This window comes from Flagellimonas flava (assembly GCF_900129665.1).
GTDB lineage: Bacteria > Bacteroidota > Bacteroidia > Flavobacteriales > Flavobacteriaceae > Flagellimonas > Flagellimonas flava.
Genome location: NZ_FQWL01000001.1, coordinates 1,241,854 through 1,258,532, shown reverse-complemented (window position 1 = coordinate 1,258,532; position 16,679 = coordinate 1,241,854). Strand labels below are relative to the sequence as shown.

Here is a 16,679-nt window from a genome sequence, read left to right as displayed (position 1 = left end):
ATTTAAATAATTTCGGTCCTCTTTGAGGAAACGTTTAAGTTCCGTGAAAAATCGCTGTTAAAGCCTAAATTGTCAAGTAGTTTTAGAACTTCGGTTTCATCGTGACCTATTTGAACAATTTTATTTGCGTTTATACCAACAAGTTCCAAATTTGATTTTATTTGCTCGTAATAGGTAGGGTTAGTTGTACCAATGATCAAAAAATCAAATTCGTTATTATCTATTGCGCCGATAGGTTGCACAGAATTACCATCGATTGTCATACTATGAAAGTCGATATCTATCCATCGGACTATTTGAAAAAATTTCAATCTGGCGTTTGTGCTCAAAATGTGCTGTCCAAAAGAACCAGAACTGTATACCACAATCCTTGATTTTTTTTCTGTACCCAAAAACGGATTGAAAACCGTATTGTTGGAGTTATTTGCTATCAATCCTCCGGATCGCACCAGTATAAGTGAATAGAGATAATAAGTGAGTTGGGACTTCAGGTTTTCTTCACTTAAATAAGGACTAAGTCGTTCTCTCAAAAAGACCAAAAGAAGACTTAAGCGCCTGTATTCCATCTCTGGATCTTCAATGGATTTAACAATGGAATCTGGTCTTTGTCTATAGTAGTAAATGGGAATGTCACAAATGGTAATACGCTTGCTTAGTGTAAGGTAGGTATAAGTAATGGCCGCATCCTCACCCATTATAATATCGTTTGGAATATCCAGAACATATGTAATAAGTAGCTCCCTTTTAAAGAGTTTGTTCCATACGTAGGTGGAGATGTTGTGTTCACAAAACCTACCATTATAAATGGCATTGGGTAAGATTGAAGATTCAATATCGGATTGATCAAAATTACCCGTAAATAAAGGTTTGATGGTCTCTATTTTTCCGTCAAACTCCCTAAAATGACCCGTTACCACCATATCCGAATCGTTGGCCTTTGCCATTTTATACAAGGTGTCCAAATAGAAAATATCTACCCAGTCATCACCATCGACATAAGCTATATACTTACCTTGTGCCTTTTCTAATCCAGCTTTTCTAGCACTTAGAAGACCTTCATTTACTTTATGTATTACTTTAATTCTATCATCGGTAGAAGCATATCTGTCGCAAATCTCAGGGCAATTATCAGGACTGCCATTGTCTACCAAGATTAACTCAAAATTAGTAAAGGATTGAACCAATAAGCTATCGATACACTTGGGTAAATAAGGTTCTATATTGTGAATAGGGACTATTACACTAATCTCAACTTCTTTCATTCGCTTAATTTTTGACCAAATTAACATAAAACAGGCCTCCCCCAAGAATATCTTGCGGGCTATCCGATTTTGCTGTAGTTACAAAAAGATTGCCCAAGTTGTCCAAACAGCAAGAACTGACATTTCTACAGGGTAATTCTATTTGATTGATTATTTTTCCATTTTTTGGATCCCATTTTGATACTTGACCTCCACCCCATTCCGCAATCCACAACATTCCTTCTTCATCCATACACATACCGTCAGGCATTCCATCTCCATTGAACTCAATTACGTTAGAATCAAATGTGGCACTTCCGCTCTTGATGTCGTACTTGTATTTGGCTACTTTTTTGGTTGGTGTGTCGATGAAGTAAAGGGTGTTGCCATCTTTTGAAAAGGCCAATCCGTTGGAGATGGTGGTACCCTCAATAAGGACATTATAATTTCCCCTATGGTAAGAATACACCTTTCCAATACGGTCCTTTACCTGAGGATAGCCCATGGTACCTATGAGATACCTCCCCAATGGATCTAGTGTACCATCGTTGTACCGTACGGTGTCTGGTATGTCCAATTGGAAGGCAAAGTTGTTTTTTCCCGTGTTGAAATCAATCTGATAAAATCCATTTTTAGAGGCAGCCAATACTGTTTTTTTGCCCGATACAAAAATACACCCAACTGGTGAATTCAGTTTTATGCTTACAATTTCTTTGGTGTTAAGGTCCATGCAATAGGCCATTCCATCAAGAATAGATACAAAATAGAGGAAATTGTGTATAGTATCGTACACGGGGCCCTCTAGAAGTTCTGAGTTGTTGTGAAATATGAGCTTCCAATCCATGTTTCCTAAATATAGTGTCCTCCCGTAATTCGGATTGTCGATCCAGTTGTCATGGCGGAGTCCTCGGAAATGAGGTACATAATGGCAGCGACCGGGTCCGTAGGGCTTAGCATACGGCCCATTGGAATAACTTTGGAAGCAATATCCATTAATTCTCCTTCATCTGTTCCTTCGCTTGCCCTTAAATTAAGTTCGCCCTCTGTATTGGTCCATCCCATGACCACATAATTAGATCGTATCTTGAATTTTGAGTAATGGTGGGCTATATGGGTGGAAAGTGTATAAAGACTCGCTTTTGTAAGGGCATATGCGGCCCTATCCTCGTGTCCATAATCCATGTGGGGAGAACCAATAAAAACAATAGATCCGGATTGGTTTTCTTTCATATGACTTAGCACATGCTGCATTAAAAAATAAGGGGCTTTAAGGTTAATGTTAAATACATTATCAAACACTTCCTCAGAGGTGTCCAGGAGAGAAGCGACTGGAGTAATACCGGCATATAGTATTAGCGCATTAATTTTTTTGAACCTTTTAATGGTTTCTAAGTAGTAATTCTCAAGACCAGCTATGTTGCTTAAATCCAAATTGTGGAAATAAAGGTTTTTTTCTCCCTTTAAGTCATTGATTATTTTATCACCCAGCTCACTATTTCGGCCACAAAATGCAACTTGGTACCCTTTTCGGTGACAAGCTTTTAAAACTTCCAGCCCGACTCCCTTCGCCCCGCCAAGTATCATAACGGTATACATGGAAAACTACTTTTTTGCATTGATATTTCAGTTAAAGTATTTAGCATTGAATGGCCATTTATTTTATTGATAATTCGAACAGGCTCTATACTGATTATCTAGCAACGCCATTCGGGTATATTTATTTCTTAGAATGTACTTGGGATTTTATATGTTTATTCGAGCAATATAAACAGAAAAGTTACAGGATAATTGAATTTTAGGTCTAAGTAAAGTTTTTGTCGTTAATCGAAATAATTTAATAACAATCTGCCAGTATATTTATCTCCAAACGAGGTTTTGGAATAAGAGAATTTTATGCTCTTCAATAAATGTTAATGACATTGCCCATTACCAAGAAATAGTTAAAAGGTCTTTGTCGATGGTTTGGTCCACACGGGCACATTCATAGGCACTTTGGAAGGATTGGAACCGACATTATGGATTCTTTTCATTTTCGTAAACATATCAATAAATTTTCACTCTTAATGCTTCTCTTTTTTCTTATTGAAGAATATTTTGAAATAAGTTAATCAACTAACATTCAAATACTTATAGAGTACTTAGTTGATAGGCTTCTACTAAGAAAAAAAATCTCCTGAGCATTTTTCAATTCTCAACCCGCATATTATGTTAATTAATGCGTTTATCTTTGTATTAAACTCAAAGATATTATGAAAGTTGTTTTGTTGGCCGGAGGTTTTGGAACAAGACTCAGTGAAGAGACCCAAAATATACCTAAACCAATGGTGCCCATTGGAAATAAACCTATCCTGTGGCATATTATGAAAATTTATTCCACCTATGGATACAATGATTTTGTTGTTTTATTGGGGTATAAGGGATATGTAATAAAAGAATACTTTTCAAATTATTTCCTACATCAATGCGATGTAAGTATTGATATTCAGAATAACAAGTTGGAGATAATAAACAATGAGGCAGAGCCATGGAAGGTAACCCTTGTTGATACCGGACTGCATACCATGACCGGTGGAAGAATCAAGAGGATACAGGAACTTATAGGTGACAATAGATTTATGCTGACTTATGGGGATGGTGTAGCCAATGTTAATATAGACGAATTGGTTCAAAGTCATGAGAAACATGGAAAAGCGCTTACCATGACCGCAGTACAACCGGAAGGTAGGTTTGGCTCCCTAAAATTTGTCGGGGACGAACAGATTGCCTCCTTCCAAGAAAAGCCTAAGGGTGACGGGTCATGGATCAATGGAGGTTTTTTTGTCTGTGAGCCTAAGGTTTTTGACTATTTAAATGACGGAGATTCAACAATATTTGAAAGGAGTCCACTAGAAAATATGGCCAAAGAAGGAGAGTTATTTTCCTATAAACATTATGGATTTTGGAAACCAATGGACACACTTCGGGACAATAAAACGCTTAACGAAATGTGGCAAGAAGGGAAAGCTGACTGGAAAATATGGAAATAAGTGAACTATTTAGCGGTGCCTACAAAGGCAGAAAGTGTTTAGTAACCGGAGATAGTGGTTTCAAGGGATCTTGGTTGGTGGCATGGCTTACCCAAATGGGCGCAGAGGTAAAGGGATATGCCCTAGCTCCTGTCACCACTAAAAACCATAAAGAATTACTGCAGACCGATTATGAGTTCGTTGAAGACAATATTTTGAACTATGATTCTTTAAAGTCGGTCTTCGAGGAATTTCAACCGGAAATTGTTTTCCATCTGGCTGCCCAGGCTCTAGTGAAATATTCTTATGACAACCCTATAGAGACCTACCAAACCAATGTGATTGGTACGCTCAATATATTTGAAATATCCAGGCAGACAGCATCGGTCAAAGCGATTGTTAATGTTACTAGTGACAAGTGTTACGAAAATAGGGAATGGATTTGGGGATACAGGGAAAATGACGCAATGGGCGGACATGATCCCTATAGTTCATCAAAGGGCTGTGCAGAACTTTTAACACAATCTTATCGAAAATCCTTTTTTGATGGAAAAGGGAAAACCTTATTGGCCAGTGGAAGGGCTGGTAATGTTATTGGTGGAGGAGACTGGTCCCAAGATAGATTGATTCCTGACCTTGTCAAAGCAGCTGCCATTGAGGGCACAACCGAGATTCGGAACCCTTTGGCAACAAGGCCATGGCAACATGTTCTGGATCCCATATCCGGTTATCTCATGTTAGGATGGAAATTACTTCGTGGAGAAAAAGAATTTGCGGAAGGTTGGAATTTTGGCCCCGATCTTTCCAGTAATCTATCAGTCAGGGAGATTGCAGATGAAGCTAGGTCGGTTTGGTCGAAAATCGAGTATACCGTAAGCTCAGATAAAAATAATCACCATGAAGCAAACCTCTTGATGTTGGATTGTTCCAAATCCAATAAATTACTGAAGTGGACACCGGTTTGGGATAGGTCAGAAACAATTCGGAAAACCATCATGTGGTATAAGGACTTTTATGAGAGTGGGGTAGTCAACACCGAAGAAGATATTACTCAGTATGTAAGGGATGCAGTAACAAAAAATAAGGTGTGGACCCTGTGATAGCCCTTAAGGAAGCTAGGGTCTTGGTGACCGGCGGAGCCGGGTATTTGGGGAGAAACCTTATTTCCGAATTGATACGACTCGGTTGTAAAGAAGTACATTCCATTGATTTACAAAACACGCAGGAAAATAGTCCAAATATTACTTTCCATCAAGCAAACCTCTTGGATGCTTCCTCCCTTTCAGATTTGATTGAAAAGATTAAACCCACATTGATATATCATCTGGCTGCAAATTTGAATCGTTCTAGGGATTTTTCCAATGTAAAGCAGCTAATGGATGTAAATTTTACGGGGACAGTAAACCTGTTGACAGCTTTAGAGGACATATCCTATGATAATTTTGTTTATACTAGCACCAGCGAGGTTTATGGTGGTAAAAGCATGATTCCCCCCTTTAAGGAAACGGATGATTTTACCCCAGCTTCCCCATATTCAATGTCAAAGTATTGTGCGGAGGTTGCGCTAAAAACCTTTTCAGAAATAAAAGAAAAAAAGTATACGATACTTCGTATGTTTAATTTCTTAGGGGCCAATATGCCAACAAATTTTTTTCCTTCTCAACTCAAGGAAAAACTAAGCCGCAATGAAGATTTTCCCATGACTTTGGGAGAACAGGTTAGAGATTATCTTTATTTGAGTGATGTCATCGAAGCCCTATTACTAGCAGGTGTTACAGAAAAAGCCAACCAACTCTATAATGTCTGTTCAGGCCAGGGTATTTCAATTCGTGAATTGGCCGAGAAAGCTAAGATTAAATTGGAGAGTAAATCAAATATTCAATTTGGTGCCATACCCTACAGGAGCAATGAAGTCTGGAATATGGTGGGTGATAACTCCAAAATCAAAACTAATTTAGGCTGGAGCCAAAAGGATTCGATTTGGAAATATTTTGAGGAAAAGTAGGCATAAAAGTGGCTTTGGATCAGTAATTTGTACTTTCCTTATACCTTGATGAACGAACTTGGTTTTGTTTGAATAGGCAGAATGAGGATTTTTATTTTCCAATCTACCTTATTGGTTATTTCCATCCCAAAGTGCAAACGAAGCTTGTTCAATAGAGGACATGGCCTCTCGATTGAATAATTTTTGAACGGTTTTCAACAAGATTCTTACATCGTTCTTGAAACTTAAATGGTCAACATACCATACATCATGCTCAAATTTTTCTTGCCATGATATGGCTGTACGGCCATTTACCTGTGCCCATCCGGTAATACCTGGCTTGACCAAGTGTCTTCTTGCCTGTTCTTCATTATATAACGGAAGATATTCAATTAATAGGGGTCTTGGACCTATAAGCGACATATCGCCTTTCAAAACATTGACCAATTGTAATAGTTCATCTAATGAGGTCTTTCTGATAATTGCACCAACTTTTGTAATACGTTGTTCTTGATTAATTAGCTCACTTTCATTTTTTTTGGGGTCTTTCATGGTTTTGAACTTTATGATGGTAAATATTTTTGTGTTCTTTCCAGGTCTTTTTTGGAAGAAGAATGGTTGACCCTTATTCGACCACATCAACAGAATGATCAATGTAATAATCAATGGGGAAAATAAGATCAACGCCACTAGCGATATTGAAAAGTCCAAAAATCTTTTGAAAAACGTCCTATACATAATCAGTTCATCATTTTGGCAACATTTTTTATAAAACCTTCAAGGTTTAGGTTCTAAAAGTCTTGAAGATTAGTTTTGCCCCCCACTAAAAGGTGAGCATACAATCCTATGAAAAAACAAAAAGCTAGGTAAATTATCTCCAGTCTTAAGTTGAGCATATCATAAATTATACGGAGCCAATTGCATGTCAAAGGAGATTTAACAGATTAATCTAAGTTAGTTTGTTCCCTAGTATATTGAAAAAGATGAAATCGAATCACCGTAGAGAAGTTAGTTGGATCCCAAATAATGCTCCGGAATGGGAAACTCTGGAGAAACACCATGCCAAAACATGTTAATAATCCACCATCTGTCCCTGTAATAGGCCAATTGGATACTTTTTACATCTTGCTTATATGGTTTGTTATTTGCCATATCTTCCTTGCTTGGAAAAGCCTCGCAGACACTTAGCACGTGAGCCATATTCCCATAAATCTCCTGAACTCTGCCGATTTCTCTTTCATAAAAAGCTGTTTCACGCTTCGAGTCCAACCAGTACCCCGTTCTTTCCACATATTCATTAGGCGAAATGAATTGAGGTCTTATGTTGCCATTTATATCTTTTTCATATCCAATCTTATTCGCTTGAGGATGAAATAGGAATCTAAAAAAATCCCAATCTCTTGGTTCGCCTGGTTCACCACCAAGACAATCATAAAATGACTTTATTAAAGTATCTACAGATTGTACTCTTTTCAAATATTCCTTTTTCATTTAAACTTGTTATTTGGGTTATCGTTTTGTTAAGACCAGTGGATACTATTTCTCTGAGGTCAGAGGAATTCAGTAGCCTAAATTAAAGATATTAATTTTAAGATTTTAGTTACTAAAGTTCATATTCGACATATTGCCGCTTTATTGGATGGGTGGCTAATTTCCCTTTTTATAATGATTTACATGATTTTTACAGAAAAACCGATTTTTGAGAACTGCTGCTAGAACATACCTTTACAAATACATTATGAAAAGTCTAACGCTCCTGGATTCAAAGTATGTACAATTGATGGTATAAAGTAGACTGCAACTAGTAGTATACCGTTAAAACTGAACTAGGTCGCGAGTTTGACTACGTAACCGAATAGGAAAATTTGTTTTACATCCCTTTTATTATTAGGATATCCTACATTACGATTTGATAAAAAAGCATTAGATTCGCTGCTTAAAAATTTGTTATTTAACCAAATCGGTGAATTTTATCGAAACCTACGGACCTAGGCATGCGAATTATGGTCTTCATCGAACACCGACAAACTAAGCCCTAACGAGTTTGGTTATAAATTTTAAGAAAATTGGGATGAAGAATCATATTTCAAATTTATCTGGCACCTTTACCTTGATTAATGGAGTAGAAATGCCTTATTTGGGTCTAGGAGTGTACCTTTCCAAGAATGGACAAGAAGTTGCCAATGCTGTGCGGTGGGCCCTAGAAACCGGATATCGCCATATAGATACGGCAGCAATATATCGAAACGAAAGTGGTGTTGGTCAAGGTATCAAGACCAGTAGCGTACCGAGAGAGGATATTTTTGTGGTGAATAAGGTATGGAATAGTGATCATGGCTATGATCGGACCTTAAGAGCTTTTGATAGAAGCCTAGAACAACTTCAACTGGATTATTTGGACCTTTATTTAGTGCATTGGCCGGTGCCTGGGGAATACAGGGATACTTGGCGGGCGCTGGAGGAGCTGTACAAACAGAAAAAAGTACGGGCCATAGGTGTAAGCAATTTCCTAAAGCATCAACTAGAGGACCTGATGGAGAGTGCTGAGATCAACCCAATGGTAAACCAGATGGAATTTCATCCCTATCTGGTTCAACAAGACTTGATTGATTTTTGCCAGCAGCACCAAATCCAATATGAGGCTTGGTCACCTTTAATGCAAGGAAAAGTCTTTGAGCTGCCGGAATTTCAACAATTGGCTGACAAATACCATAAGAGCATTGCCCAAATAGTGCTAAGGTATGATCTGCAGAAAGGGGTAATCACAATTCCCAAATCGGCAAAAAGAGAACGTATTATTTCGAATGCCGATATATTTGATTTTGAACTGTCTGCATCAGATATGGACTTCCTTGATGCCATGGATCGGAACCATCGTTATGGGCCTGACCCTGATAACTTTGAGTGGTCAGTTGTTCTATAGGAAAAGTTTAGAATTTCGTCATTTCCCAACGCCAAGACAGCTGCCAGACTTTATATCATCGTGTTCTGCCAAAATTAGCTCATGGAAGAATCACATCGATTTTAGGTTTTAAAACGGAATTTCTTAGACTTTTTAAGAAAACTAACCGTCGATTTAACCGTTCCGCATTTAAAATCCAAATAACCACAATCTTGGCTTATAGACTTTTAAGGATTATACACCAGGAAAATCAATGGGATAGCTGTTTCTCCATGAATCAAGACATACTCTTAAACCATAAGCTGTTCTTTTTATATCATTTGTCCATTGCAGATGTATTTTCAAAAATTGTGAAATGACTTAAAGGTTGTGATATATCTTATAAATAGGCATCTTATCGTCTAAACTGGTACTGAAGAAATTATTTCTTTTTTTTTGTATAAAGGATCAAGGCTAACTTATTGTTAAATCTATTACTTGATGTCCAACAATTTATACCATACCTATTTCAAACGCTTTTTTGACTTCAGTGCTTCTTTGTTAGGAGTTATAGCACTGTCTCCAGTATTTATTATCCTAACTATAGTTCTTTGGATTGATTTTAAGGGATCTCCATTTTTCTTTCAAGAACGGCCGGGAAAGGATGAAAAGATTTTTAAGATCATCAAGTTCAAATCCATGAACAATAAAAAGGATGCCAATGGTAATTTACTCTCAAACAGAGTTCGCACAACAAAGGCCGGCAGGTTTATTCGGAAGTATTCCTTGGATGAGATTCCTCAGTTGCTGAATGTCATCAAAGGGGATATGAGTTTAGTAGGCCCTAGGCCGCTTGCCGTTCAATATCTCCCATACTACAATGAAATAGAACGAAAAAGACACATGGTTAGGCCTGGTATCACTGGCGCAGCGCAAGTAGCTGGCCGTAATAGTCTAGTATGGGAAGAGCGGTTTTCATTGGATGTCGATTATGTTGAGAACTCCAGTCTAGCACTAGATGTAAAAATCCTATATAAGACGGTACTGAAAATAATATCAAAATCAGAAGTTGCAATTGATCAAGATGAATTCTTGGACATTTTTGATGTTTACCGTAAAAAACAATGGGAACGTGCCAATGCTTCCTAAAAGTTAGTTCAAACTGGAACGAAACCATCGGAAAGTTCAGCTTTAAATAGCTGTTTAAACCGTACCTCACCATACTTTTTTAGACAAGCAAAAACACAAGATGGTGTTCCTCCGACACAAAAAATACTGGAGTTGATAGCCGAAGCGATTGCTTTTCCTCGGGAATATTATTCTTGGAGTTTCAAAGAGGTCCTGCGAGGAATATTTTAAGGACTAAAAGCTTTTGTAGTGCCATATTTATCCAGTTGCCCCTATCACTTAAATTTTGCAAATCCCTTAAAATTAAACACTCCAGGTCAGTAATGTTTTATCTGATTCAAAACAGTTCTAAAGGCCTGATCGGTTGATAGTTCACTTTTCATATACTCATAACCATTTTCCCCCATTTCCTTTCTTAGATCTGGATCATTATAAAGCACCAACAATTGTTCTTTAAGGGCATTAACATCTCCAGCTTTTGCCCAAACACCCGTACGATTCTCTTCAAGAATATTTCCAAAGTCCGTATTTAAATCAATGGAGGCCAGAATGGGTATCTTGGCATTATAATAGGATAATGATTTTGAAGGTATATTGGGAATGGTAAAATCCTCGCTTAAAGAGATTAAACCAACCTGACAAAGACTAAGAACCTTAATAAATTCGTTATAAGGAAGTTCTTTACCAAATTGGACGTTTTTTGCACCACGCTGTTTAGTGTACGCCTTTAAGTTTTTGTATTCGGCTCCATAACCGTAAATTAAAAAAAGAACATCGTCCATGTCCTCGCAGGCGATAGCGAGTTCAATAATATTCTCCATTTTTTGAGGCCTGCCAATGTTTCCACCAAAAATGATTACAAATTTATCTTTAATGGCCTCTCGTTGAACAATATTGAATATTTCTTGCTTGTTCATTTCCAAGGGCAACATATCCGACCAGTTGGGGAGAAGATGTAATTTTGAAGTGTCGACTTCGGGATTATGTTTCTTTACATACTCCATGTTTCCAGGTGACATACAGCCTATAGCATCAGAAATCTTATATAGTTTTCGTTCTTGGTTACGGAAAAAATGATAAAAAGGACCATTTTTTTTCATAATGCCTAAATCCACTGCATTTTGAGGAAAAATATCGCGAAGAATAAGGTATATTTTACCGTTGGACTTCTTTTTGAGCCAATAGGCCAGATTGTATAGAGTAATGGGAGGGGTAGGCATAAAGATAAGGTCAAAATTGGAATCCTCCTCCAATGCCCTTAACGCTTTTTTGTATTGGTATGGCAGCAACAAGTTTGCTAGTCCCTTCTTGACAAAGTTTACTCCAAACTGCGGTAACGTCTTTACACGAAGTACCCTGAAATTGTTCTCTTGTTGAAGACCAGGAACGGTTCCTTTGTGGGCAGGGGCAATTATTGTAACCTCATGTCCCTCGCTATGGAACCTGTCCATCAAGGTCATATAAAAGTTTCCAGGTTCTTTTTTATGCGGGAAACCCAATGCCAAAAAGACTACCTTCATATGTTTATTTTTGTTGTTTTCAAAGATTCTTGGTTGTTGGGTGTCGATAAAAACTACTTTTCTGGAAATTAATGCTTAGACCAAACTACCCTGTTCACGTAATCCACATATGAGATTATGATCCGTACCACTTTTTCACTTACATTCGGCATGGAATAGTCTCCAACTTCCCTAAAGTTTCTCTCCGGGTTTCTTTTTTGCAAATCTAGAGCCTCAAGGGCCTGTAAAATTCTTTCGGGACTTAGTCCAACCATCATTACCGAAGCCTCTTCCATGGCTTCAGGTCGTTCATGGGCCTCTCTTATATTTAAAGCCCTAAAGTTGAGAATAGATGACTCTTCTGAAATAGTGCCGCTATCAGAAAGAACAGCGAAGGAGTGATATTGCAGGGCATTATAGTCTGAAAAGCCCAAAGGTTTTAAAAACTGAATGTTTTTGTGTGCTTTGACTTTTTTTGAATTCAGCATATTCCGAGTCCGTGGATGTGTGGATACGATTACTGGATACTCATATTTTTCGGCAATTTGATTTAGAGAATCCATCAGACCCTCAAAATTTTTCGGATTGTTGATGTTCTCTTCTCGATGGGAGGAAACCACAAAATATTTTTGTTTTTCTAAATTAAGGTCTTTTAATACCGTTGAAGCCTCTATTTTGGCCTTGAACTGTCCCAATACCTCAAACATGGGGCTTCCTGTTTTGATAATCCTATCGGGTGGTAACCCCTCCCTTAATAAATATTCGCGAGCAATGTCACTGTAAGTCAGATTAATATCGGCGACATGGTCAACAATCTTCCTATTGGTTTCTTCAGGAACTCTCTGGTCAAAGCAACGGTTACCGGCTTCCATATGGAAAACAGGAATTTTACGTTTTTTTGCAGGAATAGCACAAAGACAGGAATTGGTATCTCCCAGTACCAAAAAAGCGTCTGGTTGAATTTGCTCTAACAGTGGGTCAATTTTAATAAGTATCTGACCCACAGTTTCGGAAGCATTTTTTCCAGCGGCATTCAAAAAGTGGTCGGGTCGGCGTATGCCCATATCTTCAAAGAAAATCTCATTTAGCTCATAGTCATAGTTCTGACCAGTATGAACCAAGGTATGTGCAATGGCTGGATTTGCATCCAATGCTTTTAGGACGCAGGCCAATCGAATGATCTCAGGGCGCGTACCCACAACTGTCAATACTTTTAGTTTCTTCAACATATGGTTTATCAGGTTAGTGGTTCAACATCTTGAAAATAGGTGTCAGCATCTTCGGGATTATAGGGTTCATTGATCCAAAATAATGTGATCAACTCATTGTCCCCAATATTGGTAATATTATGGGTATACCAAATAGGCATATCAACATATGAAGGTTCGTTCCCATCCAGTGTATAATTGATGATTTCATCCGAACCTATTTTACGCAGCTGTATACGGGCTTTTCCTTGGATGACCGCAAATCGTTCCGCCTTCCGAGTATGGAAATGATTACCTCTGGTAATACCTGGAACGGTAGTGGAGAAAGAGAATTGTCCACTGGTTTGGGTTCTGGCAATTTCCACAAAACTTCCTCTTGGATCCACATGTTTAGTATACTTAACAGGGTAGTGCGAGCTTGGTACGTAACATCTAAAGGTATTGAATAAGGCTTTTTCAAATTGATTTTCAAGATTAGGAAAAACACCATCTTCCATATAATCTTCGCGGTACTTTTTAAGCAGACGCAAAAGCTCTGAGACCTTTACGTGGTGATTGGGAGGGATAAATACTTCAGTGCTGATTTTATTGCTTTTATCTTCGTTGATACCATTAAAAATAGTATGAACAAAAATTTCAACTAATTCGTTAATATAGATTAGCCCAACCTCACCATCATTGATAATCTTAGTTTCCTCGTCCCGAGATACTTTATGACAGAATGTGGCAACCACTGAATTGTAGTTTGGCTTTCCAAAGGGCCCAAAAACATTAGGTATGGTTAAGGACGTAAACCGTCCACCATTACTTTTGCTCCACTCCATAAATAGTTCTTTACCCTCTTTTTTTGACTTACCGTAAAGATTGTCTTTAAGTTCTTGGGAAGATGAGGAAAAAATAATGTGCGGAGTGACCTTTTGTGATTCGCATGCGGCAATGATTTTTTTTACAAGCCCTATGTTCGTCTGATATATCACATTTGGATCGTCATGACGATTCATAGCTGCCAAATGAACTATGGTATCGCATGAGGTCACGAAGTCTTCCAATTTTTCACTATCATCAAAATATGAGCGCTCAAAATTGATGAGTTCGATTTGCTCATCAAGTGAAAGCGTGGTGTAAAGGTGATATCCTACGAAACCAGCTTGACCGGTAATTCCTATCTTTAATTTCTGTTTTTCCATAGTTTATGTTTTCCAATCAGCGGGCCATTCTTCCAAATCAAACCTATAGTCATCGTTTTTTGATTCTTCTAAGGTAAAATTTGAATAAACCTGAAGTCTGGCATTTTTCTCCATAGCCCTAATAGCAGTTGCATGTCCTTGGGGAACAAGAAGCACCTCGGGAAAGGTATCATTGAGGATATACTTGGAGGTCACCAAGCTTTTGGAAGGTTTATCAAAATTATCTATTAAAACCGTATTGATGATAAAGCTGCCCTTTGTGCAATAGAACCATTTTTTTTCTGTGCGATGCCCCTGCCATCCTCGAATCAGTTTGGGATCTGAAGGGAAAATTTCGTAAAATCGCACAATTTCACGCATATCTAGCTGGTTGAAAAAAAGTAAGCTTCCGCGGTGGTCCTTAAAATATTCGCCATTAATTCTCTGAATTTCAGCCATTCAAAGATTCTTTTATAAAATCTAAGTTCAGTAAAGTTTGCTTAAGTTCATCATTTGTCAATTGATCTGTATTATGGGAATGGTAGTCTTCAATCTCGCTCATGTCTGTTTCACCTTCTGAAAAATACCGATTGTAGTTTAAGTCCCTATTATCCGCTGGAATCCTGTAAAATTCACCCATATCCTGAGCTTTTTGCATTTCTTCTCGGGTGCAAAGTGTCTCATACAGTTTTTCACCATGTCTGGTTCCAATGACCTTTATTTCATTATCGGCGTTGAAGATATCTTTAATTGCCTCTGCCAGGTCACCAATTGTGCTAGCTGGCGCTTTGTTTACAAAAAGATCCCCCTGATTACCATGCTGAAAGGCAAAGAGTACCAAATCGACAGCATCTTCCAATGACATCAGAAAGCGAGTCATCTTCGGATCCGTAACTGTCAACGGGGCGCTCTCTGTAATTTGTTTTACAAATAATGGTATAACTGAACCTCTGGAAGCCATTACGTTGCCATATCTAGTAAGGCACACTATAGTTTCATCCTCCGAAATATTTCTGGACGCTGCAACTGCGACTTTTTCCATTAATGCCTTGCTAATTCCCATGGCGTTAATAGGATAGGCAGCTTTATCCGTACTGAGACAGATAATCCGTTTTACCCTATTGGCCACCGCCGCATCTATGGTGTTTTGAGTGCCAAAAACGTTGGTTTTTGCCGCTTCAAGAGGGAAAAACTCACAAGAAGGTACTTGTTTTAAAGCTGCAGCATGAAATACATAGTCAACTCCGCGCATAGCTTTTTCTATACTTTCGTAATTGCGGACATCTCCAATGTAAAATTTCACTTTCTTGTTCTTTAACCGTGTGCGCATGTCGTCCTGCTTTTTTTCATCACGGCTAAAAATTCTTATTTCCTTAATATTGGTCTTTAAAAAGCGGTTGAGCACGGCATTTCCGAAGGATCCCGTACCACCTGTAATCAATAATGTTTTACCATCAAACATAATAGAGGTTGTTTTATTTTATAGGCTTAGCAGTGAAATAACGACTTATCTAGCAGTTTTATTCTCTCATGGCGATCTAATATTTCACTTAACGTCAATGAATTTAGGAATGTTGATATTGCATCATATTTTGCATCTACGATCCATCCCATATTCTGTTCCAATACACGTTCACCTACATAGGTGTTTGTTGCACATGCAATGGGAACATTAAAAAAACCAGACTCATAGAATTTATTGGGCATGGCTACTTTTTCATTGTCAAGGGTATTATCATAAACCACGAAGTTTAAATTGTTTTCTTCATAGATTCGTTCGAGATCATCTGGATTCTTAAATGCACCATTGTATGTAATGTTTTCAGAACTGGCGGCATTGCTTTTTATGGTTTCAACAATATGCTGATTTCCATCACCATAGAAATTAAGTTGTAATTCCGCATTATTGGCAACAGTCTTCAATAAATACTCAATTATTTTGGAGTATCTAAAAGCACCTATGTAAGCAATACGAATTTTATCGCTTTTAATTTGCTCTATAGATGTTACTTTATCATAAGATTTAAACTTATTTTCTTTAATAAGCACCTTATCCGGTTTAACATGTTTAGCATAATAGGAATTGTAAAAGCCCTTGGAGGTGAAAATGACTTTGTTGGAGCGTTTGGCCAAAAAAATATCATTTGCACTTAAGATTTTCCGTTGGGCTCCAGTTTTGTAAAGCCACATGATATCGCTTATTTCATATTCTATTTTGGCATTGGGAATCACACCTGCAATTCCTCTTAAATCCAAACCAAAGGCATAAATTCGTTTTTGACCAAATCCATGGTTCTTGTATAGCAGGCGGATTAGCTTGAGATACATAAAAGCACGGCTTGCATATTTACTATTTGCCATTGAACCTACTATGGTTATGTCAATATTGTCATAATCCTGTAGAACACTGTAATTGTGAACAGCGTGTATCTTTCTAGTAAAACCATACACTTTCACCGAATCAAATTCCGAGGATTTTTCAATGATTCTTTTCACTATTCTTGGTTGCTCCAAGGATTGTGCTAAAACTATGATTTGGTTTTTTTTCTTTGGCATGGATAGAAATT

16 protein-coding genes are annotated in these 16,679 nt (G+C 37.8%); 5 read left to right on the top strand and 11 right to left on the bottom strand.

Annotated elements, in window-relative coordinates:
* Nucleotides 1-2: 2 nt before the first annotated feature.
* The 3 genes from BUC10_RS05785 to BUC10_RS05775 are packed head-to-tail and all read right to left on the bottom strand — an operon-like array spanning nt 3 to nt 2,837.
* The gene (locus tag BUC10_RS05785; protein ID WP_073176994.1) at nt 3-1,262 is read right to left on the bottom strand and encodes a glycosyltransferase family 2 protein; all 1,260 of its coding nucleotides are present in this window, start codon (nt 1,260-1,262) and stop codon (nt 3-5) included.
* 4 nt (nt 1,263-1,266) lie between these two features.
* A complete protein-coding gene (locus BUC10_RS05780; protein WP_073176993.1) occupies nt 1,267-2,085 on the bottom strand; it encodes an SMP-30/gluconolactonase/LRE family protein in 819 nt (272 codons plus the stop codon).
* 5 nt (nt 2,086-2,090) lie between these two features.
* Nucleotides 2,091-2,837, bottom strand: coding sequence for an SDR family NAD(P)-dependent oxidoreductase (locus BUC10_RS05775; RefSeq protein ID WP_073176992.1), 747 nt, complete (start codon nt 2,835-2,837; stop codon nt 2,091-2,093).
* 653 nt (nt 2,838-3,490) lie between these two features.
* Here BUC10_RS05775 and rfbF point away from each other — a divergent pair.
* Genes rfbF through BUC10_RS05760 form a run of 3 tightly spaced genes read left to right on the top strand, consistent with a single transcriptional unit; the run spans nt 3,491 to nt 6,251 of the window.
* Nucleotides 3,491-4,267: a glucose-1-phosphate cytidylyltransferase gene (rfbF, locus tag BUC10_RS05770; RefSeq protein ID WP_073176991.1), complete on the top strand. Its 777-nt coding sequence runs from the start codon at nt 3,491-3,493 to the stop codon at nt 4,265-4,267.
* A complete protein-coding gene (gene rfbG, locus BUC10_RS05765; protein ID WP_073176990.1) occupies nt 4,258-5,346 on the top strand; it encodes a CDP-glucose 4,6-dehydratase in 1,089 nt (362 codons plus the stop codon). Before rfbF ends, rfbG begins: the two co-directional genes overlap by 10 nt.
* On the top strand, nt 5,334-6,251 hold the full coding sequence (locus tag BUC10_RS05760; RefSeq protein WP_073176989.1) for an NAD-dependent epimerase/dehydratase family protein: 918 nt from the start codon (nt 5,334-5,336) through the stop codon (nt 6,249-6,251). Before rfbG ends, BUC10_RS05760 begins: the two co-directional genes overlap by 13 nt.
* Nucleotides 6,252-6,359: 108 nt before the next feature.
* Here the strand turns inward: BUC10_RS05760 and BUC10_RS05755 are convergent, their stop codons facing one another.
* Complete coding sequence (locus BUC10_RS05755) at nt 6,360-6,968, bottom strand: sugar transferase (RefSeq protein ID WP_073176988.1); 609 nt, start codon at nt 6,966-6,968, stop codon at nt 6,360-6,362.
* 270 nt (nt 6,969-7,238) lie between these two features.
* A complete protein-coding gene (locus BUC10_RS05750) occupies nt 7,239-7,721 on the bottom strand; it encodes a hypothetical protein (RefSeq protein WP_073176987.1) in 483 nt (160 codons plus the stop codon).
* A 580-nt stretch (nt 7,722-8,301) separates the two neighbouring features.
* Here BUC10_RS05750 and BUC10_RS05745 point away from each other — a divergent pair.
* A complete protein-coding gene (locus BUC10_RS05745) occupies nt 8,302-9,153 on the top strand; it encodes an aldo/keto reductase (protein WP_073176986.1) in 852 nt (283 codons plus the stop codon).
* A gap of 459 nt (nt 9,154-9,612) precedes the next feature.
* Entirely contained in the window at nt 9,613-10,260 is a 648-nt protein-coding gene (locus tag BUC10_RS05740) for a sugar transferase (protein WP_073176985.1), read from the top strand.
* Between the two features lie 296 nt (nt 10,261-10,556).
* Here the strand turns inward: BUC10_RS05740 and BUC10_RS05735 are convergent, their stop codons facing one another.
* The 6 genes from BUC10_RS05735 to BUC10_RS05710 form a co-directional block, all read right to left on the bottom strand.
* Nucleotides 10,557-11,759, bottom strand: a complete 1,203-nt coding sequence (locus BUC10_RS05735) for a glycosyltransferase family 4 protein (RefSeq protein ID WP_073176983.1) — start codon at nt 11,757-11,759, stop codon at nt 10,557-10,559.
* Nucleotides 11,760-11,827: 68 nt separating this feature from the next.
* Nucleotides 11,828-12,964, bottom strand: a complete 1,137-nt coding sequence (gene wecB / locus BUC10_RS05730) for a non-hydrolyzing UDP-N-acetylglucosamine 2-epimerase (RefSeq protein ID WP_073177222.1) — start codon at nt 12,962-12,964, stop codon at nt 11,828-11,830.
* A gap of 11 nt (nt 12,965-12,975) precedes the next feature.
* A complete protein-coding gene (locus BUC10_RS05725) occupies nt 12,976-14,133 on the bottom strand; it encodes a polysaccharide biosynthesis C-terminal domain-containing protein (protein ID WP_073176981.1) in 1,158 nt (385 codons plus the stop codon).
* A gap of 3 nt (nt 14,134-14,136) precedes the next feature.
* The gene (locus BUC10_RS05720) at nt 14,137-14,571 is read right to left on the bottom strand and encodes a WxcM-like domain-containing protein (RefSeq protein WP_073176979.1); all 435 of its coding nucleotides are present in this window, start codon (nt 14,569-14,571) and stop codon (nt 14,137-14,139) included.
* On the bottom strand, nt 14,564-15,574 hold the full coding sequence (locus BUC10_RS05715; RefSeq protein ID WP_073176977.1) for a polysaccharide biosynthesis protein: 1,011 nt from the start codon (nt 15,572-15,574) through the stop codon (nt 14,564-14,566). Before BUC10_RS05715 ends, BUC10_RS05720 begins: the two co-directional genes overlap by 8 nt.
* Nucleotides 15,575-15,600: 26 nt before the next feature.
* Nucleotides 15,601-16,668: a glycosyltransferase family protein gene (locus tag BUC10_RS05710; RefSeq protein ID WP_073176975.1), complete on the bottom strand. Its 1,068-nt coding sequence runs from the start codon at nt 16,666-16,668 to the stop codon at nt 15,601-15,603.
* Between the last annotated feature and the right edge of the window lie 11 nt (nt 16,669-16,679).